Annotated in this window: 24 protein-coding genes, 1 other RNA gene and 1 pseudogene; 19 read left to right on the top strand and 7 right to left on the bottom strand. The window is 34.5% G+C overall.

What is annotated here, in order from left to right; all coding sequences use genetic code 11:
- Positions 1-94: 94 nt before the first annotated feature.
- The 5 genes from RV14_RS00270 to nth all read left to right on the top strand — a co-directional run bounded on the left by RV14_RS00270 (position 95) and on the right by nth (position 3,193).
- On the top strand, positions 95-709 hold the full coding sequence (locus RV14_RS00270) for a hypothetical protein (protein ID WP_071854362.1): 615 nt from the start codon (positions 95-97) through the stop codon (positions 707-709).
- A 69-nt stretch (positions 710-778) separates the two neighbouring features.
- Positions 779-1,030 carry a hypothetical protein gene (locus RV14_RS00275; RefSeq protein WP_071854363.1) on the top strand — a complete coding sequence of 84 codons (252 nt, stop codon included), beginning with the start codon at positions 779-781 and terminating at the stop codon, positions 1,028-1,030.
- A 236-nt stretch (positions 1,031-1,266) separates the two neighbouring features.
- Positions 1,267-1,554: a DUF5960 family protein gene (locus RV14_RS00280; RefSeq protein ID WP_071854364.1), complete on the top strand. Its 288-nt coding sequence runs from the start codon at positions 1,267-1,269 to the stop codon at positions 1,552-1,554.
- A gap of 279 nt (positions 1,555-1,833) precedes the next feature.
- On the top strand, positions 1,834-2,535 hold the full coding sequence (locus tag RV14_RS00285) for a DnaD domain protein (protein WP_071854365.1): 702 nt from the start codon (positions 1,834-1,836) through the stop codon (positions 2,533-2,535).
- A gap of 1 nt (position 2,536) precedes the next feature.
- Positions 2,537-3,193, top strand: a complete 657-nt coding sequence (gene nth / locus RV14_RS00290) for an endonuclease III (protein ID WP_071854366.1) — start codon at positions 2,537-2,539, stop codon at positions 3,191-3,193.
- Between the two features lie 241 nt (positions 3,194-3,434).
- Here the strand turns inward: nth and RV14_RS00295 are convergent, their stop codons facing one another.
- Positions 3,435-5,807: a PBP1A family penicillin-binding protein gene (locus RV14_RS00295; RefSeq protein ID WP_071854367.1), complete on the bottom strand. Its 2,373-nt coding sequence runs from the start codon at positions 5,805-5,807 to the stop codon at positions 3,435-3,437.
- A complete protein-coding gene (recU, locus tag RV14_RS00300) occupies positions 5,797-6,444 on the bottom strand; it encodes a Holliday junction resolvase RecU (protein WP_071854368.1) in 648 nt (215 codons plus the stop codon). The genes RV14_RS00295 and recU overlap by 11 nt, the downstream gene beginning before the upstream one ends.
- Positions 6,445-6,506: 62 nt before the next feature.
- On the opposite strand from recU, the gene RV14_RS00305 reads away from it, so the two are divergent.
- From RV14_RS00305 to RV14_RS00325, 5 genes and pseudogenes are all read left to right on the top strand, one after another.
- Positions 6,507-7,046: an SLOG family protein gene (locus tag RV14_RS00305; protein WP_071854369.1), complete on the top strand. Its 540-nt coding sequence runs from the start codon at positions 6,507-6,509 to the stop codon at positions 7,044-7,046.
- A 90-nt stretch (positions 7,047-7,136) separates the two neighbouring features.
- Complete coding sequence (gene gpsB, locus RV14_RS00310) at positions 7,137-7,550, top strand: cell division regulator GpsB (RefSeq protein WP_071854370.1); 414 nt, start codon at positions 7,137-7,139, stop codon at positions 7,548-7,550.
- A 20-nt stretch (positions 7,551-7,570) separates the two neighbouring features.
- An RNA gene (rnpB, locus tag RV14_RS00315) (RNase P RNA component class B) lies at positions 7,571-7,940 on the top strand.
- A gap of 184 nt (positions 7,941-8,124) precedes the next feature.
- On the top strand, positions 8,125-9,288 hold the full coding sequence (locus tag RV14_RS00320; protein ID WP_071854371.1) for a THUMP domain-containing class I SAM-dependent RNA methyltransferase: 1,164 nt from the start codon (positions 8,125-8,127) through the stop codon (positions 9,286-9,288).
- Positions 9,289-9,315: 27 nt separating this feature from the next.
- Positions 9,316-10,814 (top strand): annotated as a pseudogene (locus RV14_RS00325) (carboxypeptidase M32).
- A 902-nt stretch (positions 10,815-11,716) separates the two neighbouring features.
- On the opposite strand, the gene RV14_RS12945 reads toward RV14_RS00325, so the two are convergent.
- Both RV14_RS12945 and RV14_RS00335 read right to left on the bottom strand, forming a co-directional pair.
- On the bottom strand, positions 11,717-11,818 hold the full coding sequence (locus RV14_RS12945) for a helix-turn-helix domain-containing protein (protein ID WP_084650199.1): 102 nt from the start codon (positions 11,816-11,818) through the stop codon (positions 11,717-11,719).
- 40 nt (positions 11,819-11,858) lie between these two features.
- Positions 11,859-12,227 carry a hypothetical protein gene (locus RV14_RS00335; RefSeq protein WP_071854372.1) on the bottom strand — a complete coding sequence of 123 codons (369 nt, stop codon included), beginning with the start codon at positions 12,225-12,227 and terminating at the stop codon, positions 11,859-11,861.
- A 332-nt stretch (positions 12,228-12,559) separates the two neighbouring features.
- On the opposite strand from RV14_RS00335, the gene RV14_RS00340 reads away from it, so the two are divergent.
- Positions 12,560-13,909, top strand: coding sequence for a DEAD/DEAH box helicase (locus RV14_RS00340; RefSeq protein WP_071854373.1), 1,350 nt, complete (start codon positions 12,560-12,562; stop codon positions 13,907-13,909).
- 104 nt (positions 13,910-14,013) lie between these two features.
- Here the strand turns inward: RV14_RS00340 and RV14_RS00345 are convergent, their stop codons facing one another.
- A complete protein-coding gene (locus RV14_RS00345) occupies positions 14,014-14,463 on the bottom strand; it encodes a GNAT family N-acetyltransferase (RefSeq protein ID WP_071854374.1) in 450 nt (149 codons plus the stop codon).
- Between the two features lie 370 nt (positions 14,464-14,833).
- On the opposite strand from RV14_RS00345, the gene alaS reads away from it, so the two are divergent.
- The 3 genes from alaS to RV14_RS00360 all read left to right on the top strand — a co-directional run bounded on the left by alaS (position 14,834) and on the right by RV14_RS00360 (position 19,543).
- A complete protein-coding gene (alaS, locus tag RV14_RS00350) occupies positions 14,834-17,476 on the top strand; it encodes an alanine--tRNA ligase (protein WP_071854375.1) in 2,643 nt (880 codons plus the stop codon).
- A 313-nt stretch (positions 17,477-17,789) separates the two neighbouring features.
- The gene (locus RV14_RS00355; protein ID WP_071854376.1) at positions 17,790-18,410 is read left to right on the top strand and encodes an ECF transporter S component; all 621 of its coding nucleotides are present in this window, start codon (positions 17,790-17,792) and stop codon (positions 18,408-18,410) included.
- On the top strand, positions 18,407-19,543 hold the full coding sequence (locus RV14_RS00360) for a cation diffusion facilitator family transporter (RefSeq protein WP_071854377.1): 1,137 nt from the start codon (positions 18,407-18,409) through the stop codon (positions 19,541-19,543). The genes RV14_RS00355 and RV14_RS00360 overlap by 4 nt, the downstream gene beginning before the upstream one ends.
- 23 nt (positions 19,544-19,566) lie before the next feature.
- On the opposite strand, the gene RV14_RS00365 is transcribed toward RV14_RS00360, so the two are convergent.
- Positions 19,567-19,968 carry a ribonuclease HI family protein gene (locus tag RV14_RS00365; RefSeq protein WP_071854378.1) on the bottom strand — a complete coding sequence of 134 codons (402 nt, stop codon included), beginning with the start codon at positions 19,966-19,968 and terminating at the stop codon, positions 19,567-19,569.
- Positions 19,969-20,046: 78 nt separating this feature from the next.
- On the opposite strand from RV14_RS00365, the gene RV14_RS00370 reads away from it, so the two are divergent.
- A complete protein-coding gene (locus RV14_RS00370) occupies positions 20,047-20,478 on the top strand; it encodes an EbsA family protein (protein WP_071854379.1) in 432 nt (143 codons plus the stop codon).
- A gap of 175 nt (positions 20,479-20,653) precedes the next feature.
- Here the strand turns inward: RV14_RS00370 and RV14_RS00375 are convergent, their stop codons facing one another.
- A complete protein-coding gene (locus RV14_RS00375; protein ID WP_071854380.1) occupies positions 20,654-20,869 on the bottom strand; it encodes a cold-shock protein in 216 nt (71 codons plus the stop codon).
- A 182-nt stretch (positions 20,870-21,051) separates the two neighbouring features.
- Here RV14_RS00375 and RV14_RS00380 point away from each other — a divergent pair, with 182 nt between their 5' ends.
- The 4 genes from RV14_RS00380 (at position 21,052) to RV14_RS00395 (ending at position 25,298) form a co-directional block, all read left to right on the top strand.
- On the top strand, positions 21,052-22,722 hold the full coding sequence (locus tag RV14_RS00380) for a formate--tetrahydrofolate ligase (RefSeq protein WP_071854381.1): 1,671 nt from the start codon (positions 21,052-21,054) through the stop codon (positions 22,720-22,722).
- 500 nt (positions 22,723-23,222) lie between these two features.
- A complete protein-coding gene (locus tag RV14_RS00385) occupies positions 23,223-23,921 on the top strand; it encodes a hypothetical protein (protein WP_071854382.1) in 699 nt (232 codons plus the stop codon).
- A gap of 4 nt (positions 23,922-23,925) precedes the next feature.
- Positions 23,926-24,390, top strand: coding sequence for a signal peptidase II (gene lspA, locus RV14_RS00390; RefSeq protein ID WP_071854383.1), 465 nt, complete (start codon positions 23,926-23,928; stop codon positions 24,388-24,390).
- On the top strand, positions 24,387-25,298 hold the full coding sequence (locus RV14_RS00395) for an RluA family pseudouridine synthase (RefSeq protein WP_071854384.1): 912 nt from the start codon (positions 24,387-24,389) through the stop codon (positions 25,296-25,298). The genes lspA and RV14_RS00395 overlap by 4 nt, the downstream gene beginning before the upstream one ends.
- Positions 25,299-25,517: the final 219 nt, after the last annotated feature.

Here is a 25,517-nt window from a genome sequence, read left to right on the forward strand (position 1 = left end):
TTTAAATGCTCGTAAAATTATTGATTTAAAAGGAATTTAAAATTTTTTAGGGAGTGGAGCAATCCACTCCTTTTTCTGCAAAAAGGAAAAATCATTGGGAGGAATTTTTTGTCATGATGTACTCCATATATTATTTAAAAGAAGAGGAACAGGATGGACGATTTCAAACGTATTGAAAAAATTTGACCATGTATATGGTTTAATTCTTTATCAAAAAGAAGATCATTGTGTAGTAACGATGGTTGACAAATTAGGAGCTGGTTCTAGTCAATATTCAAACGGTGCTTTTTCAAAGGTTAAGACAGAGAAACTAAATGTGCTGAGCGAAGTTCTTTTCCATACTAAATTTGAATACCATAAAAACAGCAGCTGCAATTTATCAAAAATCATTTGTCAATTAGGTGAAGGAAAACATGGTCGAGAATACTTGAATCTCATCATGAACGGATATAAAGGTGTACTGAATTGTCCGGTTGTTGAAATATTGGATTCTTTAAAGACAGCACTTTATACTTGCCAAGTAAATATCTTTAATCATACGATGAATGTAGAACTTATAAAAAAGGTATCAGAAACAGTAATTGTTCATTTAAAACCTAAAATTGAAGGAGCAAAAGAGTTTTATCAACATCTGCTCAATGCTCGTAAAGAAGAAAATGAAAAACACAATCAAGCTTTTGAACATGCTTTTAATTATTATCTCAAATGAAAATCAGAGAAGAAAAAGACTGGTAAAGACCCGGAATTTTCTGAATGGGAGGTGTCCATTGATTATGCAATGAATTTTGCAGAAGATCCGCGTACACCAGAATCCTTTAAAGTAAGTCAAATGAACCAGCATACTTTTAGGATCTTTTCATCGGCAGAAAAGCCAAAGCTAGAAGAAACACTAAATGTTCTATTATTTGATTGGAAGTTTTCTCGCCTAAATAAGGAAAAAAAGCAGTTAACTGAATTAGTACAAAAAGCAAATAAAGAGATGAAATCGCCAGTAACGAAAAAGAGTGAAATGTTTTTCTTGCAAAGATAGTTGTATGAATTGAAGTTGATGGTATTTTAGTTATAACTTTTATGATTAAAATAGGACGAATGTTTTTTAGTAGAAAAGTTTTAAATTAAAAACAGTAGTTAGTTTTGGAAAAACTTTTTGTTGTTATCGTAAATGTAATTAGTTGTCTTAGAATAGTTTTTCTGACAAAATAACTATAGGATGATGAGTGAGACAATGGCTTTAGGTCAATTAATTTAGTAAAGAGGGACGATCGAATGGAAAAAGAATATTTTGTTCAACAGGCAGCTTTTCTTAAAGACTATAAAAAATTAGCTAATGAAGAAAATATTGAAGTGGATGTTTTGGCAGATCAAGTGATCAGTCAGTTGAATAAAACACAACAAGACTATTACACTATGGACACAAAGAAATCAAAAGATGGCATTGCTCATCGTTTTCCTTTTAGTCGTCGAATTTATTCTGACGAAAATGATGGTACAATTAATACAGAATATACTTATGAAGGAGAACCATATATTTTACAGACCGAAGAAGATCGTTGATTTTGTTTGTAATAAGAGCAATCAATAATCAGCAATAAAAATAAGAGAAAGTAGTTCCCGACCAATTCGTTTCAGAAAATAGGATGATCTTGAAAATTGGTAAATCCATTTTTAGATCGTCTTATTTTTTGTTTCAAATTCTCGGGTTATTTATTCCGAAAAGTGAAAAAATATTAAAAATAATTTATCCAATAACTAATATTAAATAGAATGTTAAAAAAGCTCCCTTGCTTCGTACCAATTTTTTACGTATACTGAATTCGAAGTGAGGGAAAAGACATGTTGAACTTAGAAAACTATTTGAAATCAGGTCAAACGATTATATCCAATCTATTATTAAAAAACTATCATCGAATCGGACTCCAATCAGAAGAGTTTTTATTTATTTTGCAGCTGCATATGGCTCAACTTGAAGGGGATTATTTTCCTGATTTACAGATGATTGCATTAAATATGGGAGTGAAACAAGAACGAATCTATCAAATTTTAAATCAATTGATCAGTAATGGTTTTATAAAAATTGATACTGCGATCATTGATAGGAAAAAAGTCGACCGGTATAATTTATACCCTTTATATGAGCTTTTAGGAAACTTTCTAGAAAATCAAAAGCAAAAGCAAGAAAAATTAAGTCAAGAAAAAGAAGTTCAATCGGTTTATCAGCTGTTTGAGCAAGAATTTGGTCGACCGCTATCAGCCATTGAGTTTCAACGTATTGGGCAATGGCTAGAAGAAGACCATTATCAACCAGAAATATTAAAACTTGCTTTACGAGAAGCGGTGTTGAATCAAGCTTACAGTTTTAACTACGTTGATCGCATTTTGCTGTCTTGGGAAAGAAAAAACTTAAAAACCAAACAACAAGTTGAAGAAGAGCAAAAAAGACGCAAACAGCAATTGCTGCAAAAAGAGGTGGAGGCTGCAAGCATGCAGTCAGAAACCTTACCGAAAGTTTCATTGAAAAATTGGCTGGAGGAATAATATGTTAAGTAGACAAAAGACGATGTTAGCCATTGAAAAGATGTATGAAATGTTTCCTAAAGCACACGGAGAATTACAACATCAAAACCCTTATGAATTATTGATTGCTGTCATATTAAGTGCGCAAGCAACAGATGTTTCTGTAAATAAAGCAACGCCTGCTTTATTTCAAGCTTTTCCAACACCCGAAAGTTTAGCAGTGGCTTGTGTGGATGAGATTATTCCAAAAATCAAAACAATTGGTCTATATCGAAATAAAGCAAAAAATATCAAAGCATGTGCGCAACAACTGCTTCAACGTTTTAACGGTCAAGTTCCTCAAACAAGAGAAGAATTAATTTCTTTGCCGGGCGTAGGAAGAAAAACTGCAAACGTTGTGTTGGGAGATGCTTTTGGTATTCCTGCTATTGCAGTAGATACACATGTTGAACGAGTAACGAAGCGCTTACGAATATGTAAATTAAATGCTTCAGTAGTAGAAGTAGAAGAAACATTGATGCGTAAAGTTCCCAAAGAATTATGGATAAAAACGCATCATACGCTTATTTTTTTCGGGCGTTACCATTGTACTGCTAGAAATCCGCATTGCAAAATATGCCCTTTATTAGAGATGTGTCAAGATGGAAAAAATAGATTAAAAGCGAAAGAAATTTTGTAAAAAAGTAAGCCAAGACAACTAAAAATAAGATGTTCTGTTTGTAGTTGTTTTGGTTTGTTTATGAAAAAATACATAATGCGTGAGGCTTAAAATAGGAAAAACGCAGCTGATTTTAACGCAGCTGCGTTTTTTTCTAATCTCTAGAAAATATGAAGCTCATTATTACAAAAATCAAGAATCAAACGCTGCAAATATAAAAGTGGAGTGTTTGATTTTGATACGGTTCAGGAAGCTCATAAATTTAAGTTCCTGAAGAGATTGAATGATTGGTCGATTGGTTAGAATTTGCCTGACTTTCTGAATTTTTTTGAGTTGGCGGTAATGACGATGAGGCCGTTTCTGACGACGTATTGGTTGTTTTCGGTGTTTCAGATTCAGAAGTAGATGAAGGCGAATTGCTCTTGTTTTGACTACTTGAACTTAGTGCTTCTGACGATGTTTCTACGGTTGATTCACTGGTGGCGCTATTTGTTTCTGATAGTGTCGTTGTTGATGTGGTTGTCCAGTTATCTGCTGGCTGCATTACAGAAGACGATGGAATTGTTGGTGAAGGAGCCGTCATTTGTGGAGTATTTTGATCTTTATAGTACAATTCTCCACCGGAGCGAATGAGACCATCTGGGAGTTTCCAATCATTATTTTCTACGTTTGCTGATACGTATTGCATCAATTCGCGATAAATGTCTGAAGCTACATGAGACGAAGCCGAAGTAACTGGTGTCATTTTCTTATTGTAACCTGTCCAAACAGAAATAGCATAGTTTGGTGTATAACCGGCAAATAAAATATCTGGATAAACGCCATTAGAAGTTCCTAATTTGGCATATTCTTCATCTGTATAATTTGACGTGCCAGTTTTTCCAGCTTGGTAAAGACCAAAAATCTGAGCATTTGTACCAGTTCCTTTTGTAATGGTGTCTTTAAGTATGTCAGTGACCATGTAAGCAGTCTCTGGTGACATGGCAATATGAGAGTCAGGACTGTAACTTTCTTCTGTACCATCTTGAAAAACAATTTTATTAACGTATTGAGGCTTGTAGTACGTACCGCCATTTGCAAATGCTGCATAAGCAGCAGCGATTTTTAAGGAAGAGGCGCCATATTTTGTATCATCTTGCTTTTCCGTATTGCTGGAAATTGCATTGGATTGATGGATCGTACTGTATTCAATTCCTAAGTTTTTTAAAAATGCACTTACTTTTTCTGAGCCGACTTCATTAAATAGTTTAACAGCTGGGACATTTCTTGAAAGATATAAAGCTTGTCGCAATGTGAGCATACCAAAGTAGCGATTGTCCCAGTTTCCTACCGGAGTAGAAGTTCCTTCATAATTATAAGGAGCGTCACTAATCATGCGTCCAGTAGAATATTTTAAATATTCAAATGCAGGTCCATAGTCAGTGATCGGTTTCACGGTAGAACCAAAGTCACGAGAAGTATTTACGGCCAAGTTCATCCCAAAAGAAACATCATCTGCAACATGCCGGCCACCAATTTGTGCTTTTACCTGCCCTGTATGGACATCAATTAAAGTAGTAGCTACTTGCATCTGATCATCTGGGTAATGGACATAATTATCCGTGTTGACAATCTCATACAGGTGTTTTTGTGCACCTAAGTCTAAATTAGTGTAAATAGCGAGCCCATCAGTAAAAACATTTTTATTTGTTTTTTCTTGCACCTCGTTAATAACTTCTTTTACATAATTGTCAACAATTTTAGAATTGTCATCTTCTTTTTTCATTTCTTGTAATCCGTTATCTATCGGAGTATTCACAGCATTATCATATTCCGTTTGAGAGATTTTTTCGTTTTGTAGCATTGTGTATAAAACAGTGTTGCGGCGTTTTTTAGCTTGTTCTGGATGTTGATAAGGATCATAAGCAGAAGGAGCTTGTGGCATTCCAGCTAACAAAGCCGTTTGTGGCAGGGAAAGTTCTGCTAATTTTTTGCCAAAATATATTTCTGATGCAGTTTCCATTCCGTACAGCCCATTAGCCATATATACTTTATTTATATAGTAAGTGAGTATTTCCTGCTTTGATTTTTTCTGTTCTAATTTTACAGCTAACCAAGCTTCTTGCGCTTTTCGCTTAAGTGTTTGATCAGAAGCGTTCGTGGAGAAGAAGGAAAGTTTAATTAATTGTTGTGTCAATGTACTTCCTCCTTGAAGTCCTCCGGAAGTTAAATTAGATAAGGCAGAACCGATGATACGTATAGGGTCAATTCCAATATGTTTATAAAATCGGCGGTCTTCAACAGACACAATTGCATCTTCTAATGTTTTAGGTAATTCATTGGCTGTGATTTTTTCTCTTTTTTCTGCCCCTAAATCTTCAAACAATTCACCATCTTGTGTGTAAAGCTTAGAAGAGACCGTTGCATCGAGTGCACGATCGGTTAATTTAGGTGCATCTTTTGCATAGAACCAAAAAAGACCGACACCTGCTAGAAAAACTACACATATGAAGGATAATAGAATTAAAAAAATTCTTGTCAAAAGACCACTTTTCTTTTTTTTGTTATCTTTTCCCACATTTTTTTTTCTTATTTGATTCGTTTTTTTGGAAGGGGGACTTTTTCGTCTAGAAGTTCTTGTTTGTTCATTGGACATTCTTATGTTCTCCTTCACTATTTAATGTTGATAAGTATTGATCCACCGCTTTTAAATAAGGAATGCGCGGGGAAAAACCCGGTTGAATTTCAATGCCCAATTCTTCGATTAGCGAAAGAGGAAGAGATTTTCTTCCTTGTTCTTTTTGGGCGTGCCAGTAATGAATTAGATGTGTACTATCTAAATAAAAGCAGCGTTTTAATGAAGAAAACCATAAAAGAACAAAACAAATTCCATGTTGTTGTAGGCAAACTTTCATATGATTGATCTGATGCTCATGGAAATTTTTGAAAGGAAATGATGATTTATTCCTTGTCTCTTTTGCTTCAAAATCTAAATAGAATCCTCGATATACACCGTTATAATCTGTTGTAGAAGCTTGAGAAAAATATGCTTCTTTAATAACAGCGGCGCTACGTCGAGGATAGTCTACTTTAACAATTTGAATAGGGGTTGGTTTTTTGTGAATAACAGCTAACTGATGTGTTAAATAGTATTTGTTGCTATCATTAATTGCTTCTTCAAAACGCATCCCTCGATTGCCAAATTCAATGGGTGTTTCTCTTTTTTCTTGAATTTTTTCTTTTAAAGAGGCATTCTTATTGTATGGTTGACCGTTTGGATAGCGTAAAGCCATTTTAATCACACTCCTAGCTTATATTATAGCAAAAAAGGAACAAGAAGGAAAAGGAAACTCTAATGGATAGTTTAAAAGTTATTTATATTTCAGGATATAGAAGTTTTGAACTCGGTATTTTTAAGGAAAATGATCCTAAAATAACGGTTATTAAAAAAGTCTTAAAAAAAGAAATACAACAATTAGTGGAAGAAGGTCTGGAATGGGTTCTCACAAGTGGTAATCTTGGGATAGAGTTATGGGTAACAGAAGCAGTAACTAAGTTGAAAGACGACTATCCTGAGTTAAAACTAGGCATTATTTATCCGTTTAAAGGATTTGGCCATAATTGGAAAGAAAGCAATCAAGAAAAGAAAAGACTTTCACAACAAATAGCAGATTATGTTGACGCAGTGAGTCATGAGGGGTATCATTCTCCTGATCAATTCAAAAATCATACCTGTTTTTTACTTGAACATACCCAAGGATGTTTACTGATTTATGATCCGGAATTTCCCGGAAAAACACAGTATTTTTTAAGAGATGCACAAACATATCAACAAAAACATTCTTATGAAATTCGGATGATTGGTATGGATGATTTACAAAATTTCAGTGAATAATTGAGATAGTGTTTGATTTATGTACTTTTTTCCTATACAATGGTGAAAGTAGAAGTGTTATTATTGTAAATGAAAACTAGAGGTGTAGATATGGCGAACTTGGTTTATAGTCCTAAAGACATTTTGCAACAAGAATTCAAGACGAAGATGCGCGGCTATGATCCCATTGAGGTAGATGAATTCTTAGACAATATCATCAAAGATTATGAAACTTATAGCAAAGAACTCCTTGCTTTACAAGAAGAAAATGATAAATTGAATGCAAAAATTGCACAATTGTCAAAAACACAAGGAGCGACTAAAACGCGTATGCAGCAAGTTGAAACACCAAAGAGTACAGCGGTAACAAACTTTGATATCTTGAAACGGTTGTCAAATCTTGAACGTGAAGTTTTTGGAAAAAAATTAAATCAACAATCATCTGCTGTGAAAGTCTCTCAGCCAAATCCAAATAACTACACAACTGCAAGTGATGATGATAACGAAAAAACACGTCAATTTTAACAATTGACGAATACTTTGCGGTTTTCGGGTAATCGCGGTCTGACTTGAACAGGCTGAGGAAAGTCCATGCTCGCACAGGCTGTGATGCCTGTAGTGTTCGTGCTTAGCGAAAAAATAAGCTAAGGGACTCTTTTTAGAGTAACGGCAGGAAAACAAGCTAAGGCTTAGCTATGCTTAAGTATCCTTGAAAGTGCCACAGTGACGAAGCAAATAAGGAAACTTATTTGGTGGAACGCGGTAAACCCCTCGAGCGAGCAACCCAAACAATGGTAGGGGCACTTTTTGTTAGAAATAAAGAACAAGACAAAAAGGCAGATTAACTGCAGATAGATGGTTACCACGCTGCTTTTTCTCCCTGGAAAGGCAGCGTACAGAACATGGCTTATAGAAAACCGCAATAAAACAGGGACCTTCCAACCAAGTTGTGAAGGTTTTTTAACGTAACAGGTCTATTCTTCTATTGAGTAAAAAATGAGTGTAGAGAATACAATAAAAAATGATGAGTCATTTTTGTTTGGAGATTATTAAAGCTGGACGATTGCGTTCAGCTTTTCTTATAAGTAAGGAGATTGGCATGGATATAAAAAGAGAATTTAATCTTGTAGCAACAGCTGCAAGTGGGTTAGAAGCCCTTGTTGGCAAAGAACTGCGTGATTTAGGAATTAACTGTCAAGTGGAAAATGGTCGAGCACGATTTAAAGGAACAATGGAAACGATTGCTACAACTAATTTGTGGTTGCGAACGGCAGATCGGGTAAAAATTGTAGTGGGTGAGTTTGATGCGTTGACGTTTGACGAATTATTTGAAAAAGTAAAAGCTTTGCCTTGGGAGGATTTCCTTCCTCTAGATGCAGAATTTCCTGTAGCAGGAAAATCAATTAAATCAAAATTGTACAGTACACCCGATTGTCAGGCAATTACGAAAAAAGCCATTGTTGAACGATTGCGTACCTATTATCATCGTCCCTCTTCTGTTCCTTTGACAGAAACCGGTGCTCATTTTCAATTAGAAGTCGCCTTATTAAAAGATCATGTTATGGTTACTTTAGATACCACTGGTTCTAGTTTGTTTAAACGAGGCTATCGTTTGGAAAAAGGTGGTGCGCCTTTAAAAGAAAATATGGCAGCAGCGTTAGTCATGTTAACGAATTGGCGCAAAGATCGACCGTTTTACGATCCGGTATGTGGTTCAGGAACAATTTGTATAGAAGCTGCTTTAATTGGGCACAATATTGCTCCCGGATTTAATCGTGAATTTGCCTGCGAAACGTGGGACTGGTTCAGTAAAGAAATAATGGAAAATATCCGAGCGCTAGCAGAAGAAAAAGCAGATTACGATGTTGAATTGGATATTACAGGTTCTGATATTAATGGACGTATGATTGAAATTGCAAAAGCAAATGCGCAAGAAATCGGATTAGGTTCCTCTATTACCTTTAAGCAACAAGCAGTTAAGGATTTTAAAACAGAAAAAGAGTATGGAGTCATTGTAGCAAACCCTCCCTATGGTGAACGTTTAGGTGAAGAAAAAGCGGTTCATCGTTTATATGAAGAGATGGGTGAAGTCTTTCGTCCACTAGAAACATGGAGTAAGTACATTTTAACAAGTGATCTTGCATTTGAAGAATATTATAAGCAAAAAGCCACTAAAAAACGTAAACTGTATAACGGTGCTTTGCGCACGGACTTCTTTCAATATTGGGGGAAACGTCCACCAAGAAAAGGTGAAACAAGATAAAAAAATGGATGTTTGGGGGAAGACAGGATGAAGGAACATGAATTTTTGAAAGAACTAAAAGGAATCAATCTTTTACAACAAGCTTTAGGTATTTTAAACTGGGATATTCAAACGGGAATTCCTGAAAAAGCTAGTAAATGAACGCAGCGAAGTAAATAGATATCTTTACCTTCTTTATTTTTCAAAAAAAATTGGACCAAAAATAAAAGAAGCTACCCATTATTTTTCTAAACATCCCAATGAATTGTCTATGACTGGGAAAATTATATTTGAAAAGGTAAAAGAAGAGTATAATCAAGAGTGTAAAGTACCAGAAAAGTGGCTAACTGCATTGACAACTGCTACTACCACTGCATACATGCAGTGGCAGCGAGCACGCCAAACGAAAAAATTTGCAGATTTTCAAGAAGCATTATCTAAAAATATCCAGCTAACAAAGCAATTGCTTTTGCTTCCTTATTGAAAAAAAGAAGAAGCAACAGCTTATGATGTGTTGCTTAATCAGTATGAACCGGGCATGACAGTTGAAATCTTAGATCGTGTTTTTCAGCAACTGAAAGAAGGCATATTTACGATTAGAAAAACGCTAAAAGAAAAAGGACATGAAACAGATCCAACATTTCTTTTTCGAAAAATGACTAAGGCGCAACAAAAAAGATTTGTTACAAGCGTGATCAAGCAATTAGGCTATGATTTTTCAAGAGGGCGCTTAGATGATACGATTCATCCATTATGATTGGAATCAATCATAATGATGCACGAATTACTACACGTTGGAACAAATATGATTTTAAAATGGCTATTTTTGGGGTGATTCATGAAGCCGGTCATGTATCTATGAACAAGGAATTAATGAGACGTTTGCCTATACACCAATTTATCAAGGAGCTTCAATGGGAATCCACGAGTCGCAATCTTTATTTAACGAACTTATTATTGGCAGCAATCATAATTTTTGGAAGAAGCAGTACCCATATTTTCAAGAGTGTGCTCAAGGAACGTTTGATGATATCTCGTTTCCCATTTTTTATCGTTCTTTAAATCAAACAAAGGCTAGTTTAATTCGCATTGAAGCGGATAGTTTAACTTATCCGCTTCACATCATCATCCGCTACGAGATTGAGAAAACGATTTTTAATGAGGAGATTGATGTGGCACAACTGCCTGCTATTTGGAATCAAAAATACGAAGAATATTTTGGAATTTGTCCAAAAAATGATTTAGAAGGTATTTTACAAGATGTACATTGGGCTGGAGCTAGTTTTGGCTATTTTCTATCTTATGCTTTAGGCTATATGTATGCAGCACAACTGCTGCATGCGCTAGAACAAGACATGTCCATTGATGAAGTTTTAGCTTCGAATAATTATTTCCCAATTAAAGAATGGATGCGAAAACATATTCATCAATACGGTGCTTCAAGAAAACCAACGCAATTGATCTTTGATGCGACAAAAGAGGAACTAAACCCCCGATATTTAATTGACTACATGAAAAAGATTTATTTTTCTGTCTATCAAGTGTAAGAAACGTTTGCATAATAAAGAAGTCGGGTTAGATTAGCTAGAATTAAATTGAAGTTAAACAAGCGAAGCTTAAAAAATAAACTGGAACGATAGTCAGAAAAAATCTAATATTGTTCCATTTTTTAAGTTTTGAATATATTACTTGCCTATACAAAATTAAACCGGAAAAATCCTATTAAAAAGAAAAGGAATTCAGACGACAAAGAATCTTAGGTTGAAAAAACTATTTTTTCTCTAGGATTCTTTTTTGGTTTTAGGTGAAACCTAAAAAGTCCACTTGGTGAAGTGTGCGCACACCTCTGATGCTTGTCCTTTCATTTTTTTATTTCACTCAGCTTCTCTTTAGCAGTTATTCTTTTTATTTAGAAAACAGTCCATTTTGATCGTTCAGGCTAGTTTTTTAAGGTATTCAAGAAAAAGTTGTTTTTAAGAAAAGACCATGTGTTAGAGTATTGATTGTAAGAAAATAACAAAGGAAGAAGGTAATTAGTGAAATCTTTTAAAAAATCAATTATTTAGGACTCATAGTTCTTAACTCAGGTACAACTGTTAATGCGTTTGCTTCTGAAACTAATAAGAAAGAAATTGTTGACCTAGAAGTAAACGAAAATAATTTTGAAGCTGCTCAATCTTCAATAGAACAGTTAAAGAAAATTGGATAACTGATTCTGAGATTAATGAATACCTAAACACTGGTAAAATAGGAGGGCTTTATAGTATGGTGAAACATATGATGCAGATGGAAATTTGATAACAAATGGTCAAAGTAGAATTAAAAGAGGAAAGCTTAACTGGGCAGTAAAAGCTATTAGAAAAGAATATAATAAGATTTCTAAACCTGTTAAAAATTTAATAATACTTAGCTAGTCACTTTTCTATTTAAATGGCAAAAATTTTCAGCATTAAATGACAAAAGTTACCAAAAAACTAATAAGCGCTTGTTTTTCCATTTTTGACAAATAACGATAAATAGTGGATCTTGAGACGTTCCAACGTTCCGCAATCGTCTAGGCCGTCCAGCTTTCTAGCGCATCAAAATCAGTCTTATTTCTTTTGTTTCAAGCGCTTTTTTCTATTCGTCTTTATAAGTGTTGTTTTTTTTTTGAGCTTTTGCAAATGTTGAAAAGCACGAAAGAGATTAAGCAGAACTAAAGAAACAGCAAGCACAATAGGAAGCCAAATCAAGTAGATTGGGTATCCTAGTTTAGCTGATAATTGTTTTGAGGAGATATGATTCATTTCTATTAATGCTTGCTGCCATGTTTGGAGATTAAAAACAAGCATGAATCCTGAAATAAGAAGAAGGATGAACTCTAAATAGTGAATCGTTTTTTTTCTACGTATATACGAAAAAACTAGATAGAGAACCCATAAAAAAATAGGAACGCCAAAAACAAAATAAATATTAAGCATGTTATACCTCCTTTTTGACAATCATACTTCAAATAATATAAATTTGAAAATGATAGCTTCGCCACTTACGATTTTTAACATGAGACTAGATTAAGACAATAAAGAGAAGACGTATGACTCGTTATATAGAACTAATTTGATTTGCTTTTGTATTTTTTTCAGTAGTAACTTTCAATCTTTTCGATTATCTGCGAATACTGAAAAGATGAGTCATTTATTATTTCAGGAATAGTGGTTTTGTATTCGTTTATTTTTTATAACAATCAAGCAATTTATTTTCTGATGTGTTATAATGCGAAAGTCGTATAAAAAGAAAGAGAAGAGGTGCTTAAATGAACGGTTTTGAACAATTTCATTTTAAAACATATATAAATGAGGCTTTAATCGAAAAGGGCTTTAATCAACCAACGCAAGTACAAGAAAGATTAATTCCTTTAATTATAAAAGGTAAAAATATTATCGGTCAATCACGGACAGGTTCTGGCAAAACCCACACATTTTTACTTCCTTTATTTCAAAAAATAAATGCAGAAAAAGAAGAAGTACAGGTAGTAATTACTGCACCTAGTCGTGAACTAGCTACACAAATTTATGAAGCAGCTAACCAAATTGCTAAATTTTCAGTTCCTGAAATAAGAGTAACAAATTTTGTAGGTGGAACAGACAAGCAACGTCAATTAAGTCGGTTAAACTATCAGCAACCGCATATAGTTGTGGGAACGCCGGGAAGAATTTTAGATGTGATGAATGAACAAGCATTAAAAATTCATACTGCTTTTGCTTTTGTTGTAGATGAAGCAGATATGACTCTTGATATGGGCTTTTTAAGTGAAGTGGACCAAATTGCTAGTCGGTTACCAGAAAAATTACAATTTTTAGTTTTTTCGGCGACTATTCCAGAAAAGTTACGTCCGTTTTTACGTAAATATATGGAAAATCCGATAATGGAAGAAATTGAATCAAAAGCTGTAATTTCAGAAGATGTTGAAAATTGGTTGATTTCAACTAAAGGAAAAGATAAAAATCAGGTGATCCATCAACTTTTAACTATTGGGCATCCATACCTTGCAATCGTTTTTGCAAATACCAAACAACATGTCGATGAGATTGCGGATTATTTGAAAAATCAAGGTCTAAAAGTTGCTAAAATTCATGGCGACATCACCCCAAGAGAAAGAAAACGGGTCATGCGTCAAATTCAAAACTTGGAGTATCAATACGTTGTTGCAACTGATTTAGCTGCTCGTGGGATTGACATCGAAGGAGTTTCTCACGTGATTAATGCTGAAATTCCAGATGATTTAGATTTTTTTATTCATCGTGTGGGACGAACAGGACGAAAGGGTCTTAAAGGAACAGCGATTACTTTATATTCACCAAGTGATGAATCAACCATTGACAGCATTGAAAAACTAGGAATAGCGTTTGAACCAATGGAAATTAAAAATGGACAACTCGTGAATACTTATGATCGTAATCGCCGAATAAAGCGAGAAAAATCAAGAGATGTTCTTGATCCTGCATTGATTGGTTTAGTGAAAAAGAAAAAGAAAAAAATCAAACCGGGGTATAAAAAGAAAATCAATTGGGCGATTGCAGAAAAAAATAAAAAAGACCGTAAGTTAGAACGTCGACAACAATCAAGAGCAGCTAGAAAAAACAAAAAAAATTCCCATAAGTAGATTTTAAGTAAAAAAATCTTTTAGCTGTTGTTAAAGCCAAAGAAATTTGCAAACGAATTTTTACAAATTTCTTTGGCTGTTTTTTAGTTATTTTTGCTAAGCGGCTACGTTTTAGAGATTTCTTCAATCAACTGCTTCTTCATCCCGACACAAGGAAGACCGTCCTCTATAAAAGGTTTTGTGCAAACTTGATATCCTTGTTTACTATAAAACTCAAGAGCGGTTTTTTCTGCAACAAGATAACTTTCTATGAAACCTTCTTGCTTGGCTTTTTCTTCCGCTAACAGTAATAAGCGACTGCCAAAGCCTTGGTGTCGATAATCTTTAGCCACACAAAAACGATCAGGTTGAAAACAAGCGGCAGATTTTTTCTTATAACGCAAAGTAGCAACAGGCGTAGCTGCATTCATTAAAAGAAAGTAATGATAATCGGTATTTTTTTCATCAAATTCTAGTTTCGGAGAAATTCCTTGTTCAAGCACGAATACTTGGTAACGCAGATAAAAACTTGCTCCGCGTATCCATTCTTGATTTCCAAAATATTCTTGTATCATTTGTTCTCCTTTCTTAACTTTAAAAGAATCATAACAAAAATGAATGGCAAATGAAATAGGTGTAAATCAAAAGAAAACATTCAAAAGTTATTGACAGAACAAAAAGGAATACGTATACTGGTATGGTATAAAAAGGACATGGTTTGGTTAGAGAAGACTTACAGAAAATTCTTTCTAGGCTGGAAAAAGAATAGTCAACAAATTAAACTGCTCCCTTTTTCATTGATAGAAATATCAACGCCACTCAGCGTTATTGAGTTTAAGAGGTAATGATCAGACATCATTGCAACCAAGGTGGTACCGCGAGTTTTCGTCCTTGGCTGTGAGGATGTTTTTTTGTTGTTTAACAAAGAAGAAAGAAGGTCGTAAAATGAAAAAATTAAGCAGTGCACAAGTTCGGCAAATGTTTTTAGAATTTTTTCAATCTAAAAGGCATATCATTGAACCCAGCGCATCATTGATTCCAGTCAATGATCCAACATTGTTGTGGATTAACTCTGGCGTTGCAACATTAAAAAAATATTTTGATGGTTCCGTCGTTCCCGAAAATCCAAGAATTACAAATGCGCAAAAATCTATTCGTACGAATGACATTGAAAATGTTGGAAAAACAGCTCGTCACCATACAATGTTTGAAATGTTAGGAAATTTTTCTATAGGAGATTATTTCAAAAAAGAAGCGATTCACTGGGCTTGGGAGTTTCTAACGAGTCCTAAATGGATGGCGTTTGACCCTGAGAAGTTATATGTGACTGTTTATCCAAAAGATACTGAGGCAAAACGTATCTGGCATGAAGAAGTTGGATTACCACTTGATCATATTATTGATGTGGAAGATAATTTCTGGGATATTGGCGCTGGTCCTTGTGGTCCGGATACCGAAATTTTTTATGATCGTGGTCAAACTTATAATAATTTGGCAGAAGACGATCCAGAAAACTATCCGGGAGGCGAAAATGAAAGATATTTGGAAATTTGGAATTTAGTGTTTTCTGAATTTAACCATAAATCAGACCATACATTTGACCCGCTGCCTCATAAAAACATTGATACGGGTATGGGGCTTGAGCGAATGGTTTCAATTATTCAAGATGCACCGACTAACTTTGAAACTGATTTATTTTTACCAATTATTCATGCGGTAGAAAAATTAAGTCAACAAGTTAAATACGGGAAAGAATCGGTAACGGATGTTTCATACAAAGTAATCGCCGATCATATTCGTGCATTATCTTTTGCAATCGGAGATGGTGCTCTTCCTTCAAATGAAGGTCGCGGGTATGTTCTTCGTCGCTTGTTGCGTCGAGCAGTTATGCATGGAAAAAAGTTAGGAATTGAAAAAGCGTTCTTATATGAACTTGTTCCAGTCGTAGGTGAAATCATGGTAAGCTACTATCCTGAAGTCCTTCAACAAAAAGAGTTTATCGAAAAAGTTATTCGTACGGAAGAAGAACGGTTTAATGAAACGATCAACGAAGGTTTGGAAATTTTAAATCAAGTAATTGCTGAAGTTAAAAAAGTAAATGGCACTACACTTTCTGGAAAAGATATTTTTAAATTATATGATACTTACGGATTTCCAGTAGAATTAACGGAAGAAGTAGCTGAAGACAAAGGACTAAAAGTAGATCATACGGGCTTTGAAAAAGAGATGGAAGTTCAAAGGCAGCGTGCGCGTTCTGCTCGCAGTACAGAAAAATCAATGGGTGTTCAGTCTGCTTTATTAACGGATATTAAAGTTGAAAGCAAATTTATTGGTTATGATCATGTTGAATCAGATAGTGAATTGCTAGTCATCATCAAAGAAGAATCATTAGTGAATGAAATATCAGAAGGTCAAGCCCAATTGATTTTTGACCAAACACCATTTTATGCTGAAATGGGTGGACAAGTAGCAGATCAAGGGTGGATCGTCGCTTCTTCTGGCGAAATAGTGGCAAATGTAGTTGATGTCCAAAAATCCCCAAATGGACAATTTATGCATACGGTTGACGTTTTATCTGCTATCAAAGAAGGCGAAACTTACCATTTATTAGTTAACGAGCCAATGAGAAATCGAATTATTAAAAATCATACAGCGACTCATTTATTGCATAAAGCATTAAAAGAAGTATTAGGACAACATGCCAATCAAGCAGGTTCGCTAGTAGCACCCGGACATTTGCGTTTTGATTTTACACATTTTGGTCGAGTAACGTCGAATGAGTTAGAGCGGATGGAACGAATTGTTAATGAAAAAATTTGGGAAGCTATTCCAGTTGAAACAATTGAAACAGATATTGATACGGCAAAAAATATGGGTGCGATGGCATTATTTGGCGAAAAATATGGTCGAAAAGTACGTGTGGTGAATGTCGGCGGATGGTCAATCGAACTTTGTGGAGGAACACATGTTGTAAATACAGAAAATATTGGTATCTTTAAGATCGTTTCTGAATCCGGTATTGGCGCAGGCATTCGTCGAATCGAAGCCGTTACAAGTAAAGAAGCTTATGATTTATTAGAAGCAGAAGAAAGACAATTAAAAGAAGTAGCTGCGATTGTAAAATCTCCTCAATTAAAAGAAGTGACAGCAAAAACGGAACAGTTGCAACAACAGTTAAAAGAGTTACAAAAAGAAAATGAACAGTTAGCAAGCAAATTAGCGAACCAACAAGCTGATGATATTTTTAAAAATGTAGAAACAGTCAATGGAAAAACGATCATCACTGCGAAAGTAAAAGTAAAAGAGATGAATCAATTGCGTCAATTAGCGGATCAATGGAAACAACAAGCTGTTTCTGATGTTCTTGTGTTGGCTAATGAGCAAGAAGGAAAAGTTGGTTTGTTAGTCGCTATGTCCAAAGAGGCCAATGATTTTGGGTTAAAAGCAGGTGACTTGGTCAAAACAATTGCGCCAAAAGTAGATGGTGGCGGTGGCGGTCGTCCTGATATGGCACAAGCAGGCGGAAAAAATCCGTCAGGTATCCCAGCTGCTCTTGTAGCAGCAAAAACTTGGTTGGAAAATCAATAAATTATAATCGTAATAATTGATTTAAAAATCATGCGAGCAGAAAAAAGTATGTTTTTTGACATTTTTGATTTTTAAAAAGTAGAATTTAAGCCGAATTTTCCAATTTTTTAAGGAAATTCGGCTTATTTGAATAAATAGTTCTTTGTTTAATTAAAGGTTTAAAATAAAAATGAAGCAGGTGATAACTTTTTAGAAAACTTTGTGTCAGATACGGTGTTTGTGATTATTGTAGAACATGTTTGTCTTGATAATTGTGATTGGTTGACAAATATACAAAAAATTTTACGATTAGAATAAAAAGGAGGCGTCAAAAATGAATAGTAAGAATAAAACATTCCGCTTAGTCTTGCGTGCTATTTTATTAGCAATTATTATTGTTCAATCTATGGTTCCTTGGCTAGGTTTTATTCCTTTAGGTTTTATTAGCTTGACAGTTATTCATATTACTGTAATTGTGGCAGCAGTTGTTTTAGGATCAAAGGATGGTATGCTCATTGGGCTGTTTTGGGGAATTGCAACAATTATTAGAGCGTATGCTATGCCGACTACTCCCTTTGATACGTTAGTGTTTACAAATCCAGTCATTTCGGTAGTTCCTCGCGTTTTAGTAGGGTTAGTGGCAGGAACAATTTTTCATTTGATTTATCGTCAATATCATTCGGTGGTTGTTGGATCAGTTTTTGCAGGAATCTTCGGTTCTTTAACTAATACTGTTTTGGTCTTAGGATTTATGGGGGTTTTTTATACTGAAGCTACAGCCGGTGCTTATGGTGTAGATCGTTCTGTTTTGTTTAAAACGTTAGTAGGAATAGCCACAATTAATGGGGGAACAGAAGCGATTGGAGCTGGGGTAATTACACCGATCATTACTAAAGCTTTATTTGCGGCTACACCGCTCAAACCTGAGTATACAATAAAAGGAGTAGACGAGTGACAAAAGAACAAAAAATAATCAGTGGATCCCAACGGGCAGAGAAGGGAATTTTAGCTGGTATTTTAGGATTAATTTCCAATATTATTTTGTTTCTTTCAAAATTTATGATTGGACTTTTCTCTGGCAGTGTATCTATTATGGCTGATGCAATCAACAGTCTATCAGATACAGCTTCTTCGATTTTGACATTAATCGGTTTTGAAATTGCTGCCAAGCCAGCAGATCAAGAACATCCATTTGGACATGAACGATTTGAATATATTAGTGGTTTGTTTGTATCGATAATTATCACGTATGTTGGGTTTCAATTTTTGGAAGCTTCAATTCGAAAAATTTATCAACCAGAACGCCTTGTACTAACACCGATTGTTTTTCTAGTTTTAATTTTTTCGATTGGGTTAAAGTGTTTTCAAGGACGCATGTATCTTAAATTTGCAAAAATGATTGATTCACAAACGTTAAAAGCTACTGCAAAAGATAGCTATAATGATGTCTTTACGACTTTGGTTGTTTTATTGTCGGCAGGAATAGAAAAACTGTGGGGTTTTAGAATTGATGGTTATGTTGGCTTGATTTTAGCGGGATATATTCTTTTTAGTGGAATATTTATGTTGCGGGATTTTGTGTATGAGTTGTTAGGAAGTAGACCCACAAAAGAAGAAATTACCGTTATGGAAAAACAATTACTTTCTTATGGTACCATCTTAGGGTTTCATGATCTTTTGGTTCATAATTATGGACCAAATAAAAAATTTGCTTCGGTGCATATCGAAATTGATGACAGCTTAAGTTTAAACCAAGCGCATAAAATCCTTGATATTATTGAAAAAGACTTTAAAAAGACTTTGGATGTTGCACTAGTTTGTCATTTAGATCCGGTGCCTGTAAATAATGAAAAGTATCGAGAAATATTAAAACAACTAAAACAAATTATAAAAGAAATAGGTGAGGAGCTACGACTTCATGATTTTCGTGTTATACGTAACGGAAAAGAACTGCAATTTGACGTCGTCGTCCCAGAAGGGTATAAGCTTGCAGATGAAATTTTGGAACAGAAAATCCGATCAGCGATCCAACAAAGAATCGGTGTGCATCAACTAGATATTACTTTTGATCATAATTATCTTTTATAAGAACTTTTAAAAGTTTTTATAAACTATCTGTCCACCTGTTTTTGAAGTGCTTGTCTGGCGAGATTATCTGCTCCTTTATTCTTGCTTTCAGGAATCCATTGTAAAATCAGTAGGTGAAAATCAGAAAGTTGTTTTTGAATCTCTTGTAGAAAAAAAGAAAAATTTATGTTATTCGTAAAATTTTTATCAATGGTAGAGACAAGCACTTTGCTATCGGAATAACATAAAATAGTTTCATTAGTCCAACCTTTTTCTTTTAAGATGTTTAAAGTCTTTAAAAAGATTTCAAATTCTGCTTGATGATTTGAGCCTTTTGAAAGTGGGATAGCCAGCTGTTCTTGTTTTTTGTCATGAAGAATTAAAATTCCACCGCCGCTAGGACCGGGATTTCCTTTTGTCGAAGAATCAATGTATACTTTGATCATTATAAGGAAGCACTCCTTTTTATAAAAATAGTGTTATGCTATAATTATACCACTACAAAATAGATGCGAGGTTGAAGAATGAAAAAAATAATTCGCTGGCAGCCAGAATGGGCGCAGACGATCATCTATTGGTCATTATCTTTGATGATTTTATTTTTTAGTTTAATTTTATCTCTTGAAAATACTAAACCTTATTGGAAAAGCAATTTGGTTATGGGAATATTTTTGATTTTTTTATTTCTCGGCTATCGCCGATCGTTTATTTTAACGACTCATTCCATTAAAATCAGATACGCTGCTTTTTGGAAAGATCAACAGATTACAGTACAAGATATTGATGCAGTAATTCCAGTCCAGTGCGGCATAAAAGTAAAGTATGTAGGGGAAAAGGAACATACGTTTTATTTTATGCAAAAAGAAGCACAAATGTCTTTTTTAGCGTATTATAATGAAAAAGAGCAGACTAAAAAAAAATTGGAGGAAAATAGAGGGAAGAAATTCTTTCGATAAGGAATTTCTAACGATAAATTTTTAAAGGTTTGATGGAGAGAATAATCTTTAAACACAAAATAATTTGAAGTAAAAAATAAGAGACGAGAACGAACGTACGCTCTTGCCTCTATTTTTTATCAAGAAAACTTTTTCTTACTCTCTTTTTAATCTGCAAGAAAAGAAATAATTATTTTTATTTCTTCGTTTCGATCATTTTTCTGACATGAGCCGCTTGTACACCACGATTTCCTTGAATTACTTCAAATTCTACAAGCTGTTTTTCTTCAAGGGTTTTGAATCCGTCTTCTTCAATAGCGGTAAAATGGACAAATATTTCTTCTGTTTCATCATAACTAATAAAACCATATCCTTTTTTGTTATCGAACCATTTCACAGTTCCTGTGGTCAAAGTACTCACGACCTTTCTAAAGTCTGATCATAACTTATATTATAAAGATTATTTATACATACGTCAATTAAATAAAAAAAACAATTTTTACTATTTTTTTTTTAATTGAAAAAAGGTATAATAACAATAACTGAACGTATTTTCTTATTTATTAAAAAAAGTTCGTGAAAAGGAGATTTATAATGAAGAGTGACCTACAAATTTCACAAGAAACAGAGTTAAAACCGATAATTGAAATTGCTGAAAAAATTAATATTACCTATGACGATTTAGAACTTTACGGCAAATACAAAGCGAAAATCAATTTTTCTAAGATTAAACAATTGAAGAAAAAAACAAAAGGTCATTTAATTCTAGTTACGTCGATCAATCCGACACCTGCTGGAGAAGGAAAATCGACGGTGACAGTTGGATTAGGAGATGCGTTGAATAAAATCAATAAAAAAGCAGTTATTGCATTAAGAGAGCCTTCTCTTGGACCGGTAATGGGAATTAAAGGAGGTGCAGCTGGCGGTGGTTATGCACAAGTATTACCGATGGAAGAAATTAATTTGCACTTTACTGGAGATATGCACGCAATCACTGCAGCCAATAATGCATTATCTGCATTTTTAGATAACCATATCCATCAAGGAAACGAACTCAATATTGATGCACGACGAGTGATTTGGAAACGTGTAGTAGATTTGAATGACCGTGAACTTAGAAAAGTCATTGTTGGATTAGGAGGACCTGTTCAAGGGATTCCCAGAGAAGATGGATTTGACATAACAGTTGCTAGTGAAATTATGGCTATTTTGTGTTTAGCAAGAGATATAGATGACTTAAAAGCACGTTTAGCGCGGATTGTAGTAGCTTATACGTTTGATCGTAAACCAGTGACTGCTGGTGATCTTAAAGTAGAAGGGGCTTTGACGCTTTTATTAAAAGAGGCGATTAAACCGAACTTGGTACAAACAATTTATGGCACACCTGCTTTTGTTCATGGTGGTCCGTTTGCCAATATTGCTCACGGATGTAATAGTGTGTTGGCCACAGAAATAGCTCTTAATTTAGGAGATTATGTTGTGACGGAAGCTGGATTTGGTGCAGATTTAGGTGGCGAAAAATTCCTTGACATTAAAGTTCCTAATTTAAAGAAAGCACCTGATGTTATTGTCATTGTCGCAACTGTTCGTGCCTTAAAAATGCATGGTGGTACAACAAAAGATCAATTAAAGATAGAAAATTTAGAAGCTTTAAAAAATGGTTTTGGCAACTTAAAGCGTCACATTCAAAATATGAAAAATTATCGTATCCCTGTCGTAGTTGCCATCAATGAATTTGTAACTGATACCAAAGCTGAGCTTTCCTTACTGGAACAACTTTGCAAAGAGCAAGGGGTTATTGCTAAGCGTACTAGCGTGTGGGAACGTGGGGCTGACGGAGGAGTCGAATTAGCAAAAGCGGTGGTAGAGACTATTGATGATCAACAAGCGGATTATCATCCGTTGTATCATCTAGAAGATACGATTGAGGAAAAAATAGCTGCGATCGTTAAACATATTTACGGCGGAAAAGGAGTTGTTTTTAGTAAAAAAGCAGAAAATCAAATTAAAGAATTTATTGCTAATGGTTGGGACAAATTACCTGTTTGTATGGCAAAAACGCAATATTCTTTTTCTGATGATCCAACACTTTTGGGAGCACCAGAAGGCTTTACTGTCACGATTCGAGAATTTGTCCCTAAACTAGGTGCGGGATTTATTGTTGCTTTAACAGGAGAGGTAATGACGATGCCCGGTTTGCCTAAAAAACCAGCCGCTTTGAATATGGATGTAACAAGCGATGGTGAAGTGATTGGACTATTTTAATGCAATTTAATCATAACAAGCACTGATTTTTCAGTTCTTGTTATGATTTTTTTGTTTTTTCAAGAAAATTGTCTTTTATCACTTTGATGGTAGTTCATTTTTTCATGAAAATATGGTACTTCATCAGTAATAAAAATAACTGTATAAAAAAGCAGGTAAAATGATGCGATTACTTATTTTCTTCCTTGTCATAGCATTTTAAGGTATACTAAAGCAGAAAGTGTATTTATTCAATTGATGAACAATTTTTTATAACATGAATCGTTTGATATAGTTGCAAGTCTACGAAGCAAAACAACAGTCGATTTTTCTTGAATTAATAAAATGCCCGTTTCGTTTGTTAAAGGTCAATGTAACTGAGGGTTACGTAGAATGTGGGTGTTTGGTTGCAGGTGATGATTGGCTTAAGGACCATTTATTGATTAGCTGAGAATGATTGTGAATTTAGTCGTGAAAGGTTCAAGCAAAGAATCAGGCTGATATGATTAAGGAGGTAAAAAATGGCGAATGCTGATGTTTTTTTAAGTAGTTTTAATCGAATAGAAAAATGGATGAGAGATGAAATAGGAAATGTTCGCAATATGGGATTTACTGAGTTAGTTCGCAGACTTGCACGAAGAAAAAATGTAGTGATCCGTAGACATGAAGAGGATTTACTTCAATTTGCACAATTAAGGAATGCGATTGTTCATGATCGTATTGCTGTTGATTTTGTCATAGCCGAGCCAAATAATTGGGCGGTAAATAAGATTCAATTAATTGAGAAAGAATTGATTCGTCCAGAAATTGTTTTTCCTCGTTTTGCTAAACCGGTCACAGGATTTGAAGAAGATTTGCCTTTACTTGATTTATTAAATACAATTGCTAAAAAAAGGTACTCGCAGTTTCCTTTATATAAGAAAGGTAAATTCGAAGCCTTGATAACGTTACGGATCATTGGTTTTTGGCTAGCAAAAGAAAGCCAAAAAGGAACAATTGATTTAACAGACAAAAAGGCAGCTGATTTGATTTTCAAAGATGGAAAATATACGAATTATCGTTTTGTTTCTGCAAAGACTTATATTTTTGAAGTAGAAGAGATGTTTTGTGAACAGGGAACTTTAGAAGCTGTTTTGATTACAAAAGATGGCAATCCTGATGGAAATCTATTAGGGATTATCAGACCAAAAGATATTTATCAACAGATAGAAAAGGAATGATTTTTTGTTAGCAATTTATTTTATTATTAGTGGCTGTTTGATCGTGCTTGATCAGTGGGTAAAGTGGGAAATTGTTAACGATTTGTCACTAGGAGAAATAAAAACATTGATGCCCGGTGTTTTGTCTTTACATCATATCCGTAACACAGGAGCAGCTTGGAGTATGTTGGAAGGGAAAATGTGGTTTTTTACTGTAATAACGGTTCTTGCTGTAATTATAGTCATTACTTTGATGATTAAAAAACGCCGACAAGGCTCTCGCTGGTTAATGACGGGATTGTGCTTGATTTTAGCAGGAGCTATCGGAAATTTTATTGATCGTCTGCGACTGGGGTATGTTGTAGATATGTTTCAAACGAATTTTATAAATTTTCCCATTTTTAACGTGGCAGATGTTACGTTGGTATGCGGGGTGATTTGTATATTAATAGATATTATTTTAGATGAAAAGGAATTAGGGAAGAAATGACAGAATTAAAAGCGATCATTCAACAAGAAAAAGGCAGGATCGATAAGGTGATTTCTAAATTATTTAACAAATATAGTCGATCGCAAGTCCAAATTTGGTTAAAAGAAGGAGCCGTTTCGGTTAACGGTCAAGTCGTGAAAGCTAACTATAAAGTAAAAGAAAAAGATGAATTAGTGATTGTGGCTCCAGAGCCAGAAGTTCTAGTAATCGAAGCACAAGAGCTTCCTTTAGAAATTATATATGAAGATGAAGCAGTAGCAGTTGTCAATAAACCTCAAGGAATGGTGGTCCATCCTTCGGCAGGCCACCCAAATGGCACATTGGTGAATGCGTTGATGTATTACGTCAAAGATCTTTCTACGATTAATGGCGTGGTTCGTCCGGGAATTGTCCATCGAATTGATAAAGATACTTCCGGGTTATTGATGGTTGCTAAAAATGATCAGGCTCATGAATCTTTAGCGAAGCAGTTAAAAGACAAAACATCCTTACGAAAATATGTAGCTCTTGTTCATGGAGTAATTCCGCATGATAAAGGAACAATTACTGCACCTATTGGACGATCGACACTTAATCGTAAAATACAGACAGTAAGAGAAGATGGCAAATCCGCAGTGACTCATTTTAAAGTTGTGGAACGCTTTGATGATTTTACTTTAGTAGAATTAACATTAGAAACTGGTCGTACACATCAAATTCGTGTACACATGAAATATATCGGCTATCCTTTAGCTGGTGATCCTGTTTATGGACCTAAAAAAACATTAAAAGGAAAGGGCCAATTTCTCCATGCTAAATTATTAGGTTTTACCCATCCTGTTACAGGGCAGCAAATGGTATTTGAAGCACCTCTTCCGGAAGTTTTTGAAAAAACTTTAGAAAAACTAAGAAAAAATGTTGCAATTTAATTAAGATAACGGTATAGTAATTAGCAATAAAAGAACAAAAATTTCATATTGGTTCCTTTAAGTTTAGTCCCGTGAGGCTAAGAAGGGTGTGAGCAAAAGACAAGTGGTGCGCCTATTGGAAGTTGCTCAAGTGACGTAGTATAACTATCAGTGTACACTCAGTCGTGACATTCCTCCTGTCCTCTTAGGGCAGGAGTTTTTTTGTACAAAAATTGGAGG

The sequence above is a fragment of the Enterococcus ratti genome (assembly GCF_001886195.1).
Taxonomy (GTDB): domain Bacteria; phylum Bacillota; class Bacilli; order Lactobacillales; family Enterococcaceae; genus Enterococcus_B; species Enterococcus_B ratti.